The 15,903-nt window shown below is 43.9% G+C and carries 14 protein-coding genes and 1 other RNA gene; 9 read left to right on the forward strand and 6 right to left on the reverse strand.

Going from position 1 to position 15,903, the window contains the following annotated elements; genetic code table 11:
• Positions 1-165 precede the first annotated feature (165 nt).
• The 4 genes from LAY57_RS21290 to mutS all read left to right on the forward strand — a co-directional run bounded on the left by LAY57_RS21290 (position 166) and on the right by mutS (position 8,592).
• Positions 166-3,432: a WGR domain-containing protein gene (locus tag LAY57_RS21290; RefSeq protein ID WP_249068854.1), complete on the forward strand. Its 3,267-nt coding sequence runs from the start codon at positions 166-168 to the stop codon at positions 3,430-3,432.
• A gap of 258 nt (positions 3,433-3,690) precedes the next feature.
• Positions 3,691-3,915: a type II toxin-antitoxin system HicB family antitoxin gene (locus tag LAY57_RS21295; protein ID WP_249068855.1), complete on the forward strand. Its 225-nt coding sequence runs from the start codon at positions 3,691-3,693 to the stop codon at positions 3,913-3,915.
• A 25-nt stretch (positions 3,916-3,940) separates the two neighbouring features.
• Positions 3,941-5,584: an SWIM zinc finger family protein gene (locus LAY57_RS21300; protein WP_249068856.1), complete on the forward strand. Its 1,644-nt coding sequence runs from the start codon at positions 3,941-3,943 to the stop codon at positions 5,582-5,584.
• A gap of 317 nt (positions 5,585-5,901) precedes the next feature.
• Complete coding sequence (gene mutS / locus LAY57_RS21305) at positions 5,902-8,592, forward strand: DNA mismatch repair protein MutS (protein ID WP_249068857.1); 2,691 nt, start codon at positions 5,902-5,904, stop codon at positions 8,590-8,592.
• A 68-nt stretch (positions 8,593-8,660) separates the two neighbouring features.
• Here the strand turns inward: mutS and LAY57_RS21310 are convergent, their stop codons facing one another.
• The 3 genes from LAY57_RS21310 to LAY57_RS21320 form a co-directional block, all read right to left on the reverse strand.
• Positions 8,661-8,894 (reverse strand): DUF4926 domain-containing protein, encoded by a 234-nt coding sequence (locus LAY57_RS21310; RefSeq protein ID WP_249068858.1) that lies wholly within the window; start codon positions 8,892-8,894, stop codon positions 8,661-8,663.
• Between the two features lie 17 nt (positions 8,895-8,911).
• Positions 8,912-9,244: a DUF6883 domain-containing protein gene (locus LAY57_RS21315; protein ID WP_249068859.1), complete on the reverse strand. Its 333-nt coding sequence runs from the start codon at positions 9,242-9,244 to the stop codon at positions 8,912-8,914.
• Between the two features lie 66 nt (positions 9,245-9,310).
• On the reverse strand, positions 9,311-10,636 hold the full coding sequence (locus LAY57_RS21320) for a pentapeptide repeat-containing protein (protein ID WP_249068860.1): 1,326 nt from the start codon (positions 10,634-10,636) through the stop codon (positions 9,311-9,313).
• A gap of 164 nt (positions 10,637-10,800) precedes the next feature.
• On the opposite strand from LAY57_RS21320, the gene LAY57_RS21325 reads away from it, so the two are divergent.
• Complete coding sequence (locus LAY57_RS21325; protein ID WP_249068861.1) at positions 10,801-11,067, forward strand: TRADD-N-associated membrane domain-containing protein; 267 nt, start codon at positions 10,801-10,803, stop codon at positions 11,065-11,067.
• A gap of 261 nt (positions 11,068-11,328) precedes the next feature.
• On the opposite strand, the gene LAY57_RS21330 is transcribed toward LAY57_RS21325, so the two are convergent.
• From LAY57_RS21330 to LAY57_RS21340, 3 genes are all read right to left on the reverse strand, one after another.
• Complete coding sequence (locus LAY57_RS21330) at positions 11,329-11,559, reverse strand: hypothetical protein (protein ID WP_249068862.1); 231 nt, start codon at positions 11,557-11,559, stop codon at positions 11,329-11,331.
• Positions 11,560-11,685: 126 nt separating this feature from the next.
• Positions 11,686-13,005, reverse strand: coding sequence for a serine/threonine protein kinase (locus tag LAY57_RS21335; RefSeq protein WP_249068863.1), 1,320 nt, complete (start codon positions 13,003-13,005; stop codon positions 11,686-11,688).
• Positions 13,006-13,196: 191 nt separating this feature from the next.
• A complete protein-coding gene (locus LAY57_RS21340; protein ID WP_249068864.1) occupies positions 13,197-13,895 on the reverse strand; it encodes a metallophosphoesterase family protein in 699 nt (232 codons plus the stop codon).
• A 235-nt stretch (positions 13,896-14,130) separates the two neighbouring features.
• On the opposite strand from LAY57_RS21340, the gene LAY57_RS21345 reads away from it, so the two are divergent.
• The 4 genes from LAY57_RS21345 (at position 14,131) to LAY57_RS21360 (ending at position 15,671) form a co-directional block, all read left to right on the forward strand.
• Positions 14,131-14,331, forward strand: a complete 201-nt coding sequence (locus tag LAY57_RS21345; RefSeq protein WP_338022460.1) for a hypothetical protein — start codon at positions 14,131-14,133, stop codon at positions 14,329-14,331.
• A gap of 140 nt (positions 14,332-14,471) precedes the next feature.
• Positions 14,472-14,862: a transfer-messenger RNA gene (gene ssrA / locus LAY57_RS21350) on the forward strand.
• Between the two features lie 78 nt (positions 14,863-14,940).
• Positions 14,941-15,213, forward strand: coding sequence for a hypothetical protein (locus tag LAY57_RS21355; protein ID WP_249068866.1), 273 nt, complete (start codon positions 14,941-14,943; stop codon positions 15,211-15,213).
• Positions 15,210-15,671, forward strand: a complete 462-nt coding sequence (locus LAY57_RS21360; RefSeq protein WP_249068867.1) for a type II toxin-antitoxin system VapC family toxin — start codon at positions 15,210-15,212, stop codon at positions 15,669-15,671. Before LAY57_RS21355 ends, LAY57_RS21360 begins: the two co-directional genes overlap by 4 nt.
• The last annotated feature ends 232 nt before the right edge of the window (positions 15,672-15,903 follow it).

Below are 15,903 nucleotides of genomic sequence, written 5' to 3' on the forward strand. Positions count from 1 at the left end.
CTAAACTTATCTTATAAGTTTAACATTCAGATTTTACCAGGTCAAGCGACCGAGCAATCTATTATTATAGATAAACTGCACTTAATCTCACAGTCTATGTTTCCTCAAAATATGGCAAACTAAAGAAACGAAGCTTGCGATCGCAATTTCCAGGCGGTAACTACCATGCAACTAATCAAACGAACCACCCTCCACTACCAGGAAGGCAGTTCAGACAAAGTGTACGAAGTCGATTTGTGTCAAACTGGAGAAGACCGATACGCGGTCAACTTTCGCTATGGACGCCGGGGTAGCAACCTTAAAGAAGGTGTGAAAACAGAACAAGCTGTCCCATTACCCCAAGCACAGAAAATCTTCGACAAGTTAGTTGCGGAAAAGGTAAACAAAGGTTATAGGGATGTCAGCACCTCGCCAGCGAGTCAAACCCCTGCACCAAAAGCAGTTCGGGAGAGTTCCCCAGACGCACGCAGACAGGCTATTTTAAACCGTCTTGCGAGCCAAAATACAACGAAATGGCCTCTAGAACGGGCAATCTGGCGTGCAGGGGAGTTGAAAATTCGCGAAGCTGTCCCTTTACTTCTCCCACTCATCGGTACTGGCGACGCTCTGAGAGATTACTGTATTGTATGGTCTTTGGGTTGGTGTGGCGATCGCGAAATTTCACCAACCCTCACACAGTTATATGAAAATACCTCTACACCCGACTTTGTTCGCCGCATTGCATGGGAAGCTTTACTCAAACTTTCCGATGAAGCGACAAAAGCAAGATTGCGTACTGAAAAAATAGCAGAATTGCCAACTGAGTTGCGCGAAAAAGCTAGAAATGGTTCGGCAGATGAATTTGCCAACGCCTTGCGCGAATATCTAGAATATCGCTTTTTAGAATCTTCTTCACCACCAGTTATTGCACTGGTTAGTAAAGATTACCAGCGTTTTGCCGTCCTCGATATTATTTATCAAATCGATAACGAGTATGTTCGTCCAGCACTTTTAGAAATATTGCACGCTGGGTGGTTTCTACCAAATGCCTTTCAGCGATATCGGCACATTTTCAAAATGGCTGAATATCGCCAAGATGCCGAAGTATTTGGCATTCTTACTTATCGCTTTGAGAAAACAGAGGCGAGGTTCCGTAGTAACAGTTATTATGTAATGCTTCCAGAAGGCGGCGGGTACTTAATGAAGAACGCCTATAATTATAACCCTAAAACAAGGCGCAATGAACATACTGGCAATCAAATTGAAGAAGAACTAAAGCGTCCTAACTCAAGGATTGCTTATAGTACCAATACTCGCAACTATCTGCGTCGGCGAACCTGGCACACGCTTCGGCAGTTGGGTGAATTATGCGATCGCAATTATGTTAAAATGGCTGTAAGCGTTCTACTTCAGCATTCTAATGCGGATGCCGAACCAGTTAGAGAAACTACTTTTCATAGATACGATCGCGCTAATAACTGGAAGCGCATCTCTTCCAAACGTAACTGGGATAGTTACGCAGGCTATTTAACATTTAATCATATCCTTTACGAAAATAGTCCGCGCTACGAACTAAAGGAGAATTCAACGGCGTGGCGTTGTCGCGATTCCTATAAACCGGGAGATGCAGAACCGGATGTGCGGGAAGAAGCTTTTCCGCAACTTTGGGAACAACAACCAGATGAACTTTTGCATTTGCTTTTGGAAAGCAGTTGTAGTCCAGTTCATCATTTTGCAGTTAAAGCATTGCGTGCGTGTCCGCAGTTTTGCGCTGAATTAGAGATAGATACTGTAATCAAGCTGCTGAATAAACTTTATGATGTGACTGTACGATTTGGGTTTGAATTGGCGCGGAATTTATATAACTCTGCCGAACCTCAGCGAGAGTTGGTTACATCTGTGGTAAATTGTATAGTTGCGGAAGCGCGTGCAGAAGCTTATCGGTGGATTGAAGAAGGACGCGATCGCTACCTTTCCGACATCAATTTTATCACCGTTTTAGTCACCAGTTGCTATGCCGACACCAGACAATTTGCACGCCGACTCCTGAGTTCCTCAACCCTCAGCGATAATGTCGCAAAGTTACTTATTGCGCGAATCATCAGCGAACTACTAGAATTATCTAGGAAATCGGATATCAACCCAACTTACCAAGACAATATTGCCGAAAAAGCTAAAGATATAACCGAAACTCTCCTAACTTGCTTTACTCCCCAACTACGCACCTTGGGAATCTCCGTTATCCGCGACTTATTGGAACATCCTCTAGTTGAAATTCAAGAATTCGGCACTCGTATTCTATTAAATCACGAAATCCCTGCCGCAGATTTGCCGCCAGGATTAATCGATTTTTTAATAGCATCTCCCCACGAATCTGTACGCGGAATTGGTATTCGGATATTCGGTCAACTTCCCGACCCCACACTGTTGAGTCAATCCTCGCTGCTAGTAGCAATGTTAACTCACGAACTCGCAGATATACGTAATGCGATTCGCCCAACCGTGCGGCGACTTTCGGCAGATTACCCCGACTTTGCCGCCAGATTGGCAACAGCGACGATCGATATTTTGATGACACCAGAAGCAAAGGAAGGTATCCACGCTGCGATCGTGCGTTTGCTGAAAGAAGACTTGCCGGGATGGATGACGGGTGTAACCAAAGATACAGCATTGAGATTGCTAAAAGCCAAATCTTCAGCTTCTCAGGAATTAGCTGGTTATGTGCTGAGTGCAAATCAGGAAAATTGGGCTAATGATTTTGAGACAATAGAGATAGTCAAACTTGCGGATAACGAAATCTTGTCTGTACGACAAGCAGCGCGAGAAATGTTTCTGCATAACCTCAATCGCCTGCGTGGAAACGAACAGGAAATGTTATCCGCAGTAAGGATAGTTGAATGTAAATGGGATGATTCGCGAGAATTTGGGGTGAGGTTATTTAGTACATTCTTCACCGCCGAAGACTTGACACCCAGCGTTTTAATTACCCTCTGCGATAGTGTTCGTGAAGATGTCCGCAGTTTTGGACGAAATTTAGTCATTCGCCATTTCAAAGCAGCGAATGGACAAGAATATCTGCTGAAATTCAGCGAACATCCGTCAACAGATATGCAGTTATTCGCCACTAACTATCTAGAAACATACTCAGTTAATAATCCCGAACGATTGCAAGAATTGATGCCATACTTTATAAGTGTATTGTCGCGAGTAAATCGGAGTCGCGTTGCCAAAAAGCGCATCTTTAGTTTTTTGGATAAAGAAGCGCAAAAGACTGAGGAAGCTGCATTGATAGTAGCGGAAATACTCACCCGCCAATCTGCTACTATGGCAATAGGCGATAAAGCGACAGCGATCGAAAGTATGGTGAAAATCAAAAAAACATATCCCCATATTTCCTTACCAATTCAGGTAAAACCAATCTCGGAAATCAGAAGCGCAGATAAACGCCGATAAAAATCTTATCTGCGTTCATCTGTCTTCATCTGTGGTAAAAAAATCCTTTCCAACTGACGAGAAGGTAACGCGATCGTACTCATGCCAAACAAAAAGAGGAAATAGAAAAATGAAATATACAGTATCCAATGGTCTTCAAGTCAAACCCATCTCAGAAATAAGAACCGCAGATAAACGCAATGAAAATCTTATCTGTGTTCATCTGTGTTCATCCGTCTTCATCTGTGGTAAAAAAAATCAAAAGCAGGAGAAAGGAGAATGAATTATCGTTATACCATAATAATTCAATGGTCTGAAGAAGATAAATGTTATATCGTCAGTCTTCCTGAATGGGGAGAATTCTGCCACACACATGGAGATACTTATGAAGAAGCTATTAAAAATGCCCACGAAGTGTTAGAACTTTTAGTAGAATCGTCATTAGAAGACGGTAAACCTCTGCCAGAACCTATAACATTTGGAAAGCTGCTTCAGGTTGCTTAAAATAACAATCAAGGGATAACAAATTATGGAAGTAAACTACGCCTACAAAGGAAGTACCGCTGTAATTGACAGGGCCGATCGCACTCAGATGTCCTTCTCCCCCGACACCAAGCGCGAACCCACTTTTTTCATCGGCGAACTGCGTCAAAACATCGCATTTCGGGAAGCAATCAGCGCCTTACACGATGTCGTTGTTTCCGATCTGCGGTTCAAACCAAAAGACAAAACCGCTTACAAAGAATGGGCGGCGAAACAGTTGCAAATTGACTGGCAATTGGTAGCTGTCCAAAAACAAGAAGTCGCTAACCGCATGAAGGAACTGGGAGACGAACTGAAACAACTTAACAACAACAGTTACCAGCGTCTCAAACCATATTACGATGCCAGAAATCGCTTTCACCATTACGCTTGGCAAAAACAACTAGATATTTTATTTCTGTTCGATCCAGTCATCACAGTTCATCCCGACGAGATATTTTTTGAGTGCTTCAGCGTCGATGAATCTAGTTATGGGCGTCTGGGCGCGAGTTACGAAGTCTTCAAAAATATCGACGAATTTGCCTGCGGTACAACTAACATCGACTACTCCCACGACTTGTATAACGAATTTCAGAAAATTCGCAATTACAAGACTACCAGATTAGAAGTAGATCCGTCAGGTTTTGAAGTTCAAACTACTAACGAAGAAACTTTCAAAGAAGTCAAAATCGATTTACCGGATAGCTGGGTAAGAGGATTTTTGCAAGTAAGTTCCGCAATGTCTTTACCGGCGACACGGTTCGATTTGCACCCGATGGATATTCACAATATGTGTTTGGTTTTGCGTCGCCACAAGGAAAAGCAAGGGCCACGCAGTATGCGGTATCATCTTACACCAGGTCAGCCTGTGCGGGTGGTGTTTGAGCCGTGGGATATCGAAGTGGTTTGTCCGCGATCGCCTTACACCGGCAGTTCAGAACAAGTCATCCGCGTCTGGGGACGCCGCCGCCTACACATCCTGGAACGTCTCATCCCCGTCGCCAAAAAGTTCACCGTCCACCTTCTCGGCACGGGTATGCCTTCATTCTACGTAGCAGATTTGGGCGATATGTCCTTCACACTGGGCTTATCGGGATGGACTGCGAACGACTGGTCGCGATCGGGCAATTTTGACCTTATGACATCCCGCACCGAGGTAGACAACCTCACAAAAATATCTATTTTCGAGATGCTTAAGCGGGATTGGTTACAAACGCCAGATTTTATCGCCCGTCGCCTCAACTTAGACCGTTCTGTAGTTCTTAGCGCTCTAAGTGCTTACACGCAAGCTGGTAGTGCTATTTATGACTTAAATAAGCAAGTGTATCGGGTGCGAGAACTCAGTCGTGAACCGCTACCGATCGATAAGTTGCGTTTTGCGAACGATCGCGAAGAAAAGGCATCTCGCTTCTTGAGTCAGAATGCGGTGCGGGTGACTTCCTGCACTGGCGATGCGTCTGAAGTGCTGATTTTGCAAGGGAGTGTCCAGGATAAAGGAAAAACTTACACTCCCTCTTTGACGATCGACTCAGATCGTCGTATAATTCAGGCAGAATGTACCTGCAATTGGCATTCCCAAAACAAGTTGTTCAAAGGTCCCTGCGAACACATTTTGGCACTGAAAACTCAGCACCAACGCCAAAGCAGTTAATTTCTTTACGCGCTACGCCAGAAGGCCCAACAGCCTTGCAATCCGGGCAGTGGATCGCTGTCCATGCGCTTAGTCCGCTCACGCATCACTAGCCCGCTCTTTACTGTGCTTAGTACAGGTACTGAAGCTATTACGGTTTGGTTTCCTAGAAACTAATGAGCTTCAGTACCTGTACTAAGCTGGAGTTGAGCAGTCTAGTCCTGGGGTATTTACGAAGGGGCAACCTTCTGGCAATAGCGCGTATTTTTTTATTTAACGGTATATAAAAACCCTTGTGGTAAAGTCAGTAAAGGTTCACGCCTCTAGCCAGCGCATCTATGACTTATTCCACATCTACCCCGAAAACCCCCACCGCTGCCAATTCCCATCAATCCAATATCCCAAACGCTGATTGCAGACTGCTGGATAGAGACAAACTCAGCAAAATGTACCATCATTATGTTGAGGTAAAAGATAAATATCCTAATGCACTATTGCTATATCGAGTGGGAGATTTCTTTGAAACTTTTTTCCAAGATGCCATCACCGTATCGCGGGAACTAGAACTCGTCCTCACCAGCAAACACGCTGGCGAAGTTGGTAGGGTGCCGATGACTGGTGTGCCGCACCACGCCTGGGAACGCTACACTACCCTGCTAGTAGAAAAAGGGTATGCAGTTGTTATTTGCGATCAAGTTGAAGATTCTGCCGATGCTGTCGGTTTGGTGCGACGGGAAGTAACGCGGGTTCTCACACCTGGTACTTTGTTGGAAGAGGGGATGCTGAATGCTAGACGCAATAACTTTTTAGCAGCTGTTGTGATGGCGGGTAATCATTGGGGTTTAGCTTATGCAGATATTTCAACAGGCGAATTCCTGACAACTCAATCAGACAATTTGGAGCATTTATCGCAAGAATTGATGCGCTTGCAACCTTCAGAAGTGCTGGTGCCTACTAATGCTCCAGATTTGGGCGGTTTGCTGCGACCGGGTGAAAAATCAGAGTATTTGCCAGAGTGTTTGCCGCTATCATTTTGTTATGCTTTTCGTCCCCAAACTCCTTTCACTTTAGGTGAGGCAAAGCAGCGATTGGTGGAAAAATTTAAAGTGCGATCGCTCGAAGGTTTCGGTTGCGAACATCTCCCCCTTGCCGTTCGTGCGGCTGGTGGGTTGCTGCAATATCTGGAAGACACCCAAAAAAGCAATCCAGTTCCTCTCCAATTACTACGCACCTACAGCCTCACTGACTACTTAATCGTCGATCACCAAACTCGCCGCAACCTGGAAATTACTCAAACCGTAAGAGATGGCACGTTTCACGGTTCCTTGCTGTGGGCTATAGATAAAACCAGTACCGCAATGGGTGGACGTGCCTTGCGTCGCTGGTTATTACAACCCTTATTAGATATTAAAGGTATTCGAGCCAGACAAGATACTATTCAAGAATTAGTAGAAAATACCTCTCTTCGCCAAGACTTGCGACAACTGCTGCGCCAGATTTACGATTTAGAAAGGCTGACAGGTCGTGCTGGTTCGGGAACTGCTAGCGCCAGAGATTTGGTCGCTTTAGCTGATTCTCTCTCCCGCTTACCAGAATTAGCTAAATTAGTAGCTGATGTTCGTTCTCCATATCTGAAAACTTTGCAGAAAGTGCCACCAATTATGGAACAGTTGGCACAGAGACTGCACACCAATCTAGTAGAATCGCCTCCCATTCATCTTACTGATGGCGGATTGATTCGAGAGGGAATAAGTCCCCAACTAGATGAAATGCGTCTCGGCGCAGAAGACGATCGCAAATGGCTAGCTAATTTGGAAGCAACTGAGAAAGCGCGAACTGGTATTTCTAACCTGAAGGTAGGTTACACCAAATCATTTGGTTATTATATCAGTATCTCTCGTTCCAAAGCAGATCAAGTTCCAAATAACTATGTCCGCAAACAAACTCTGACGAATGAGGAACGTTACATCACGCCAGAGTTAAAGGAACGAGAAGCGCGAATTTTGACAGCGCGTGACGATCTGAATCGGCTGGAATACGAGATTTTTGTCGGTTTAAGGGCAGAAGTGGCGGAACAGGGGGAAATAATTCGCAATATTTCTCGCGCTGTTGCTGCTGCTGATGTTTTGTGCGGTTTGGCAGAGATGGCAGTTCATCAGGGTTATTGCCGCCCTAATATGGTGGAAGGTCGGGAAGTTACTATTATTGATGGGCGTCATCCTGTTGTTGAACAATCTTTGCCATCGGGGTTTTTTGTGCCGAATTCGAGTTGGTTGGGTCAAGAGTCAGGGGTGAGTAGTCAGTTGTCAGTCGCAAGCAAAACAACTGACAACGAACAACTGACAAATGGCCGTCCCGATTTAATTATTCTAACTGGACCGAATGCGAGTGGGAAGAGTTGTTATTTGCGGCAGGTTGGGTTGATTCAGTTGATGGCGCAGGTAGGGAGTTTTGTGCCTGCTAAGTCGGCTATGCTGGGAATATGCGATCGCATTTTTACCCGTGTCGGTGCAGTAGACGATTTGGCGACGGGTCAATCTACTTTTATGGTAGAAATGAATGAGACGGCGAATATTCTCAATCACGCTACAGCTAAGTCTCTTGTTCTTTTGGATGAAATTGGGCGCGGTACGGCAACTTTTGATGGACTTTCCATTGCTTGGGCGGTAGCAGAATATTTGGCAAATGAAATTAAAGCCAGAACAATTTTTGCTACTCATTATCATGAATTAAATGAATTAGCATCAATTTTGGATAATGTTGCCAATTATCAAGTGACAGTAAAGGAAATGCCCGACCAAATTATCTTTTTGCACCAAGTTCAACCGGGAGGCGCTGATAAGTCTTATGGGATTGAAGCTGGACGTTTGGCGGGTTTACCAGCATCGGTGATTAGTAGGGCAAAACAAGTGATGAGTCAGATCGAAAAACATAGTAAAATTGCGGTAGGATTGAGGAAGGGAGTGGAGAGCGATCGGGCCAATAAGCGAAAGAAAAAATCTACCGATGTCTCTATTTCAGAAGAATAAGTAAATTCTCGATTAATAAGGTTCATCAGCTAGCCAAAAAGTTCAAGTCCTTTTTCCTTTTCACAATCTCAAGTTTGAACTAACATTTCTTCTGACAATCTCTGATAATGTAAAAGCATCATTCGATCGGCATTCAAAGTTTCTATAGCATAAGCCCGACCATTTAGATCGCTAAATTCTACCTCAAAAACACCCGGTTCGTACACTTCTACAATTGTCCCCACTTGACCGCGATATAATCCTAATTCTGGCAAATCTTCAATCAAAGCCACCACATCCAATAACTTCATTTGTGAATTCATCTTTCCATCCCTCCTAATTACAGAACAAAACAAGTTATCAAGCGGGGAAAATCTTCATCATCCCGCACAATCCAAACACTGCGTACCATTGCCTGTTTTTCCGCTCTCATAATCAAAAAATCCACTCTATATTTCTGCCCGTATGGACTGCGTTTATCCAGAACAGCATCAGTAGTTTCGATAGCTTGCATCAGTGCAACTCTTAACTCTTGGGAATCATCTATCCCCATCCCTAAAGCTGATTCAAAAACCCGTGCTTTGTGTTGACCATCTGAATGTCTGGCATTGAGACAATAACCAGATAGTTTTTGTTCATCAATGATACTTCTTTCAGGATTGGGAAGTCTCATAAAAAAGAGCGAAGGTGCAATTTAGTATTGTAAGCGATCGCACATTGCTGAAATGCTTAGGAAATACTAAACCCGAACGAAAGAACGATCGCCAGGGGAATCCTCAAAGATTGCTCCTCGTTTGATTAGGTCTTGCTTCATGTTTTCAGAAATTCCTTGGTTATTGCTGAATCGAGCCTTTTCAACATTTGCACCACTCAGGTTGGCACCACTCAGGTCGGCACCTCTCAGGTCGGCATCGCTCAGGTCGGCACGACTCAGGTAGGCACCACTCAGGTCGGCACCTCTCAGGTTGGCACCACTCAGGTTGGCACCACTCAGGTTGGCACCACTCAGGCGACTCAGGTCGGCACCACTCAGGCGACTCAGGTCGGCACGACTCAGGCGACTCAGGTAGGCACCTCTCAGGCGACTCAGGTAGGCACCTCTCAGGTTGGCACCACTCAGGTTGGCACCAATCAGGTTGGCACCAATCAGGTTGGCACCAATCAGGTTGGCACCAATCAGGTCGGCACCACTCAGGTCGGCACCACTCAGGTCGGCACCACTCAGGTCGGCACCACTCAGGTCGGCACCACTCAGGTTGGCACCACTCAAGTCGGCACCACTCAAGTCGGCACCAATCAAGTTAGCCTTGATTAGTTTGGCATTTCTCAAGTCAGCATCGCTCAAGTCAGCACCACTTAAGTCTCGTCCCTCAATTGGGTTAGTAATAATTTCTTCTACTAAACGCCATTTTCGTTCGCTGCTTTCGTCATGTTCTGGACTTTCACTCAAGATTTGGATATCCTGAACGGGAAAACCATTTATTTCTGTTAGATTCTCTGCTTCAAAATCAGATAAAAGCTTTTGAATATCTTCTGGAGACCCCTTGATGATTAATCTGATACTGCCCTTTTGAATCGCCACAACTTTTATAGTACTGCCGGGATATTTCTTTGAAAAATGCCCCTGAAAAAAAGCTGCATCACTTTGAACTGAATTAATGTCTCCTTCTAAAGTTACAGCAACAATAATTTCTTGACTTTCTTCATCAACAGCAATGACTTGGCGAAAAATTGTTTGCACTGTCTCCACCCCCTCTTCAAGACTAAGGCTAAGATTAGTTTGTTTTTCTAGTTGACTGGAAGTTGGGCTTTCTTCGGTTATTCCTGCAACCTCTTGCCAATTCAATTTTAGCGCTTCACATATTCTTTTGAACGAATCAAGCTGAATCGGCTGTTGATTAAAAAACTTTGTGATTGTACTACGAGATAAAAACTGTGACTCAGCAAAATTACTTTTCGATCCAAATCCTAGCCTTACCAACGCTTTTTCTGCTTTCTCTACACCTTCTTCAGAGGCACTAAAGGTTATTTTCTTCTTTTTTCTGTTTTGGCTAGGGTTTATCATAAGTTAATTAAATTTCACCAAGTAAATTCTTAACGCAATCACAACTAAGGCATATCGCAATCATACATCAATCAAAAGACGTAAACAACAAAATCATTGCCTAGTCAGGGTTTCAGGTATTTTGCCTCACAGTAGAAGTATGAAGTTAATCGGTTTTAAAAGCCATGAACACCAATCTAACCCCTGACCAGTCAGACATCATCAAAGAACGCTTACGCCAAGCACGCCTAAGTTTCAACTTAGCTTTGGCAACTACTGCAACCTGCGCCCTTGTTGGGTTCTGTGGAATTGGCCTCGTACTTATAGGTAAAGCACCAGAGGGAACCATCACCACAACTGGGGGGTTGTCTGCCACAGTCTACTGTCTTAAACTGGCAAGAGATGCCAACGACAGACTCGACGAACTAGCAAAAGATTTAAACGATGACTAGAGCGATTATCGCACTAATTGGGATACAGCCGAGATCCGCGCAAAATAGGACACGATGTAAAGTTTAACAACCATCGTTCCCCACGCTTAACTACCAGCACTCAATTCGCGAGGGTAGAGTAGTACTTAGTGCTACTCTGCCCTCGTCAAGTAAGGTGTAGGTCATCTAGTCATAACTATCCTCACATTGTCTTGGTTTTCCCCACCTTATTCGGATTCGTCAGTAATCCTAACACCCCTGAATCAATAAAAACAATCATTTTTAGCTATAAAGTTTTGCATCTTTAGGACGGTTATTGTCAAGAATTTGTTTGAATTCTTCAAAAAAATCTTCCCTAGCTTTAGCTTCTTCATCACTCATATTCATTCTTTCCTGACGCAGTTCTTCTAACTTTTCTAAAGCTCTATTATTGCGTTTAATTTGTTGCTCTCTATCCCAGTCTGGATAGTTTTGAAGTTTGGTTTTAAATCGAGCAGTTTGAGTTGAAGTCATAATCAGTCTCTCTTTTAATCTTTTTCTTAAAGCTTAAACCTTCGCTCTGCTGTAATTATAGCAGATTGCAGCCGAATAATGAATGGTCTTGTTTTCTAGCGAAACCGCTATATTTTATATTCACATTCACCTGGAGTTGAGCCAGTCTTGGATTTCTTGAGCCAACCAAGCACTCTCAACATCACTCAAACCCCTACAAAGTTGATAAGTCCGATTGCTTGTACGAATACTTACATCAAAAGACTGGCTTTTATTCAACAAAAAAACGCCCAGAATATCCGCAACATATCCCTCTTGCAGACCGTAAGTAAACCTAAGCGTTTGCCGATTTAATTTAAAACGATTGCGATCAAAGTAAATGTGAGTTTGTTCGCACGAATAAATGATAAATACAGCAATGAGGGCTGTAAAAATAATTGATAAAATAACAAAACTTGTTGACGATATGATTAGCACTACTGTTGTATATAATAAGTATGCCTCAATCAACATAAAAATAGTAATACTGAACCATCCACCTCTTTGAGGGATATAAATTTTCAATCGTTCCGCAGACTTGTTTATTTTAATGCGAGTGTAATCAGGTTTGAGAATTTTTCTTAAACCACGAGATTTGGCAACCGGAGGAGTTTGAGCTAGCCGATATTCCAGCGCTTTCAGCGCTTGTTGAGCATTAGGAAATCGTTTTTCTATCGCTATTTCTGTAAGCTTTTCAATCCAAGTCACAAAGTTAGAACTTACACTGACCTGGTTAGCAAATTGAATCCGGGAATCTTTCTGCGGTAAATCAGCGGGAGCAATACCCGTTAGCAAGTGAATCAAAGTTGCTCCCAAAGCATATAAATCTGATGTCGGAACTGCACGTCCCCAGAATTGCTCAAGAGGCGCGTAACCGCTAGTACCAACAACAGTAAAACTAACTCCTGTAAAAGTACCTTTATCCTGCACTGCCCCAAAATCCACCAGATAAACCTGTTCATCTTCTCCCCAAATCAAATTACTCGGTTTGATATCCCGGTGCAAAACAGGCGGACTCAGTTCGTGCAGATAAATCAGAATATTCAAAATTTGGGTAGCAATCTTTTTAACCTGCGTTTCGGTGAAGTGTTTACCCTGTTCTAAGAATTCCTGTATAGAAGCACCCGGAATGTAATCTTGCACTAACCCAAACCAAGGCAACCCCGAACCTGTTTCCCTATCCAAGCTAAAATAATCTCGATAGCGAGGGATGCGGGGATGATTGAGATTTTGCAAAACTTGCGCTTCTCGCTCAAATAGTTTCAATTCCTCCCACTGCATCTGCGGACTAAACGCCAGCAGCTTGACAATTACTTCTTCATTTAACTGTAGATCTTTTGCTAACCAAGTTTGACGACCTGCGGCAGTTCGTCCTAATTTTTCTTGGAGTTGATAGCGTTCTTGAAGAATCTGTTCTGCTTGCAACATCTGGTAACGCCTCGATACTTTATTCTTATATTGCCCGCCCTTTCGATTTAAAAATAACTGTAATAGACTATCTGAGCTTTGTAGGGTGCGTTAACACAGTGTAACGCCGCTAAAATTGTTGAAAATGGTGCGTTACGGCTATTGTCTAAAGTACCCTACCGATAATGAATGGTGCAAGACCTCAGTTAAGTTTAATTATCGCGGCATTGCTTATCGCGCTTTCCCGGTATCAGGACGTTTCCGCCTTCGTCACTCACTCCAGCTTGACCAACCCCATGCACGGCTATTTTACCGGCGCATATCGTGGCGCTATACTGTTCGTGATGATGACCGTGAAATACTGTGTGAACTCCCAGCGCTTGAGCTAAATCATCCAAGGCTGAAAATCCGTAGCGATGGCAAGAGGGAGCTTCATGAGTTACCAGAATATCCGCTTGTTTGTCCCAGAGTGCCTCGTACTCTTGCCAAAATATACTTACGTGATGTTTTCGCGGGATGTTGCCGCGCCACCGTTCTCCCTTGCCGCAAAAGTATAATAAATCTTTGTGGCTCTTGAATCTCGGTTTTGCTGGTGGTCTCCAGATTTTTTCGCGGAAGACGCCGCCTAATCCAGCGACTCGCTTGCCATCAATCTCAATGATACGATCGTGCAAGTTGCGATCGCCCAGCTTCGACCCAAACAGGTTATCATACCAATGGTCTCGATCGCCGTCGTGATTGCCGGGAATAAACCAAACTTCAGTTTTCTCCAGTATAGCGGCAAGTTCCTCGTCAAGCGATCGCTCCAAGTCCATATCCCCAAGCAAAATCACCGCTTGCGGAGAATAAGCCTCCACCGCTCTAATCACTGGCCTAAAATCACCGTGAGGATCTCCACCAAAAAAAATCATGACTGGGATTGCTTTGACTATCAAGCCCGATCGGCCCAAAATGCCCATACCATATCTATGGTAGAAGGTAAAGAGGTCTAAAGCGCGATCGCCATAAGTTTACCTTTCTCAACACGATCTAGGCCAAAACATTAAACTTGATTACAAACGTAAAAGATAAGAATAACTGCGTGATAACCTCTATGGATGTTGACAGATGTTGACGAACGGCGTAAAAACAGGCAGGGAGAACACATTGCAACTGAATTTAGATCGATCGCCAAACGACTCATTTCGTGAAGACTTTAGCGAATACGTCGCTCACCTTCAGCTTCACATGGCGTTACAGGCTCGTAACCTAGTCCCCAATCTCAGCGAAGCATCAGATAGCCGAAAGCAGCTGTTGCAGCAAACGCAGGCAGACATTGAAAAACTGGTGTCTCGGCAAATGCGATAATTTAATGTAACCAAGGCCCGATCGCGATTCTAGTGGGGAGCCGGTGAAGAGCAGAGGAATTTTTCAACTCAAAACTCTTTTAGTCCCCAGTCCCCACACATAACTGAAATAACGAACTATAATAGAAAAATGTAAGACATGGGGCTGTAATGGTTTCGACAGGTCGGCGAATGCTCCCCCGTGATACAGGTCGAGAGTGAGTCTCCTCTCGTTAATCAAAGGCTCAAAAAAAAGTAAATGCGAACAACATCGTTCCCTTTGCTCGTAAAGCAGCCACTGTTGCTGCTTAATAACCCATAACAAGGTTCGAGCGTCTGTAGTCCGACTCCGTTAAAGGCGACAGACAAAACCCCAACGGAATGCTCTAGCAAGATTTCTCTGGTAAATTGCTAGCTAAGACTTAACCAGTGCATCCTGTCATCCGGGATAATGGATGGTTCCCGCCATGAGGATCAGAATGGCTAAACCTGTGAATGAACGGTAAGTTAATACCCGATTTGGACGGCAGTTCGACTCTGCCCAGCTCCATCCAGATACTAATAAAACAATTAAAAACCACCCTATACTATAAGGTAAAGGGTGGTTTTTAATTGTTTATGGCATTTGAGTATGGAACCATTAATAGACAGCATTGTTCAGAAATTACATCATTTGCCTCAACCCAAATTAAATGAGGTGCTTAATTTTGTTGAATTCTTGACTTGGCAAGAAAAAGGCGAAAATCAGTTAGATGTCAGTGAGTCCACAGCAGAAATTAATCCCACTTTTGAAGATATTGCAGATCGGCTAGCTGAAGAATTCGCCAAAAGTGTTGGCACCAATTTACCATTACTATCGGATTATGCTGTCAGTCGTGCAGGGATCTACGAGGAACATCCATGACGGCGATCTATCTTTTAGATACAAACGTCTTGTTGCGCTTTGCAGATCGAAATCATCCTCTCCACACGACGATCCGTGCTGCAATCCGAAAACTCCGAGATGAAGGACATCAATTACAAATTGCTCCTCAAAATTGCGTTGAGTTTTGGAATGTTGCAACACGCCCGATCGACAGAAACGGATTTGGACTTACCCCTAATGATGCAGATCGGCTACTGCGTCTGATTGAAAGACTGTTTCCATTGCTCGTTGATGTACCTGAAATCTATATAGAGTGGCGTAGATTAGTTGTCGTCTTTGGTGTTTCAGGAGTTCAAGTACATGATGCTCGTCTTGTTGCTGCGATGAAAGCAAATAAAATTAGTCACATTTTGACGCTGAATACGGCTGATTTTGCTCGTTATGCAAATGAGGGAATTGTAGCAGTCGATCCGCGATCGCACACCCGCCAGAATTGAAAAAACAGATTAGCAACTGGGAAGCCATACCTGCTGACCGACGGGCTGACACCAACAAAGACACCTCTGACATAGACTCTGACCCGATTCCAGACCTCTCCACACTTCCCCATCTCCCAAAAGAGTATTAAGATAAGCACCCCTCACTATACAACTGAGGGTTCATCAACAGTTGTAACTTTACTAACATTTACTCACAATCCTTCACTTTTACTCCCTGGCCTTACCACAC

The organism is Argonema antarcticum A004/B2 (genome assembly GCF_023333585.1).
Taxonomy (GTDB): Bacteria; Cyanobacteriota; Cyanobacteriia; order Cyanobacteriales; family Aerosakkonemataceae; genus Argonema; species Argonema antarcticum.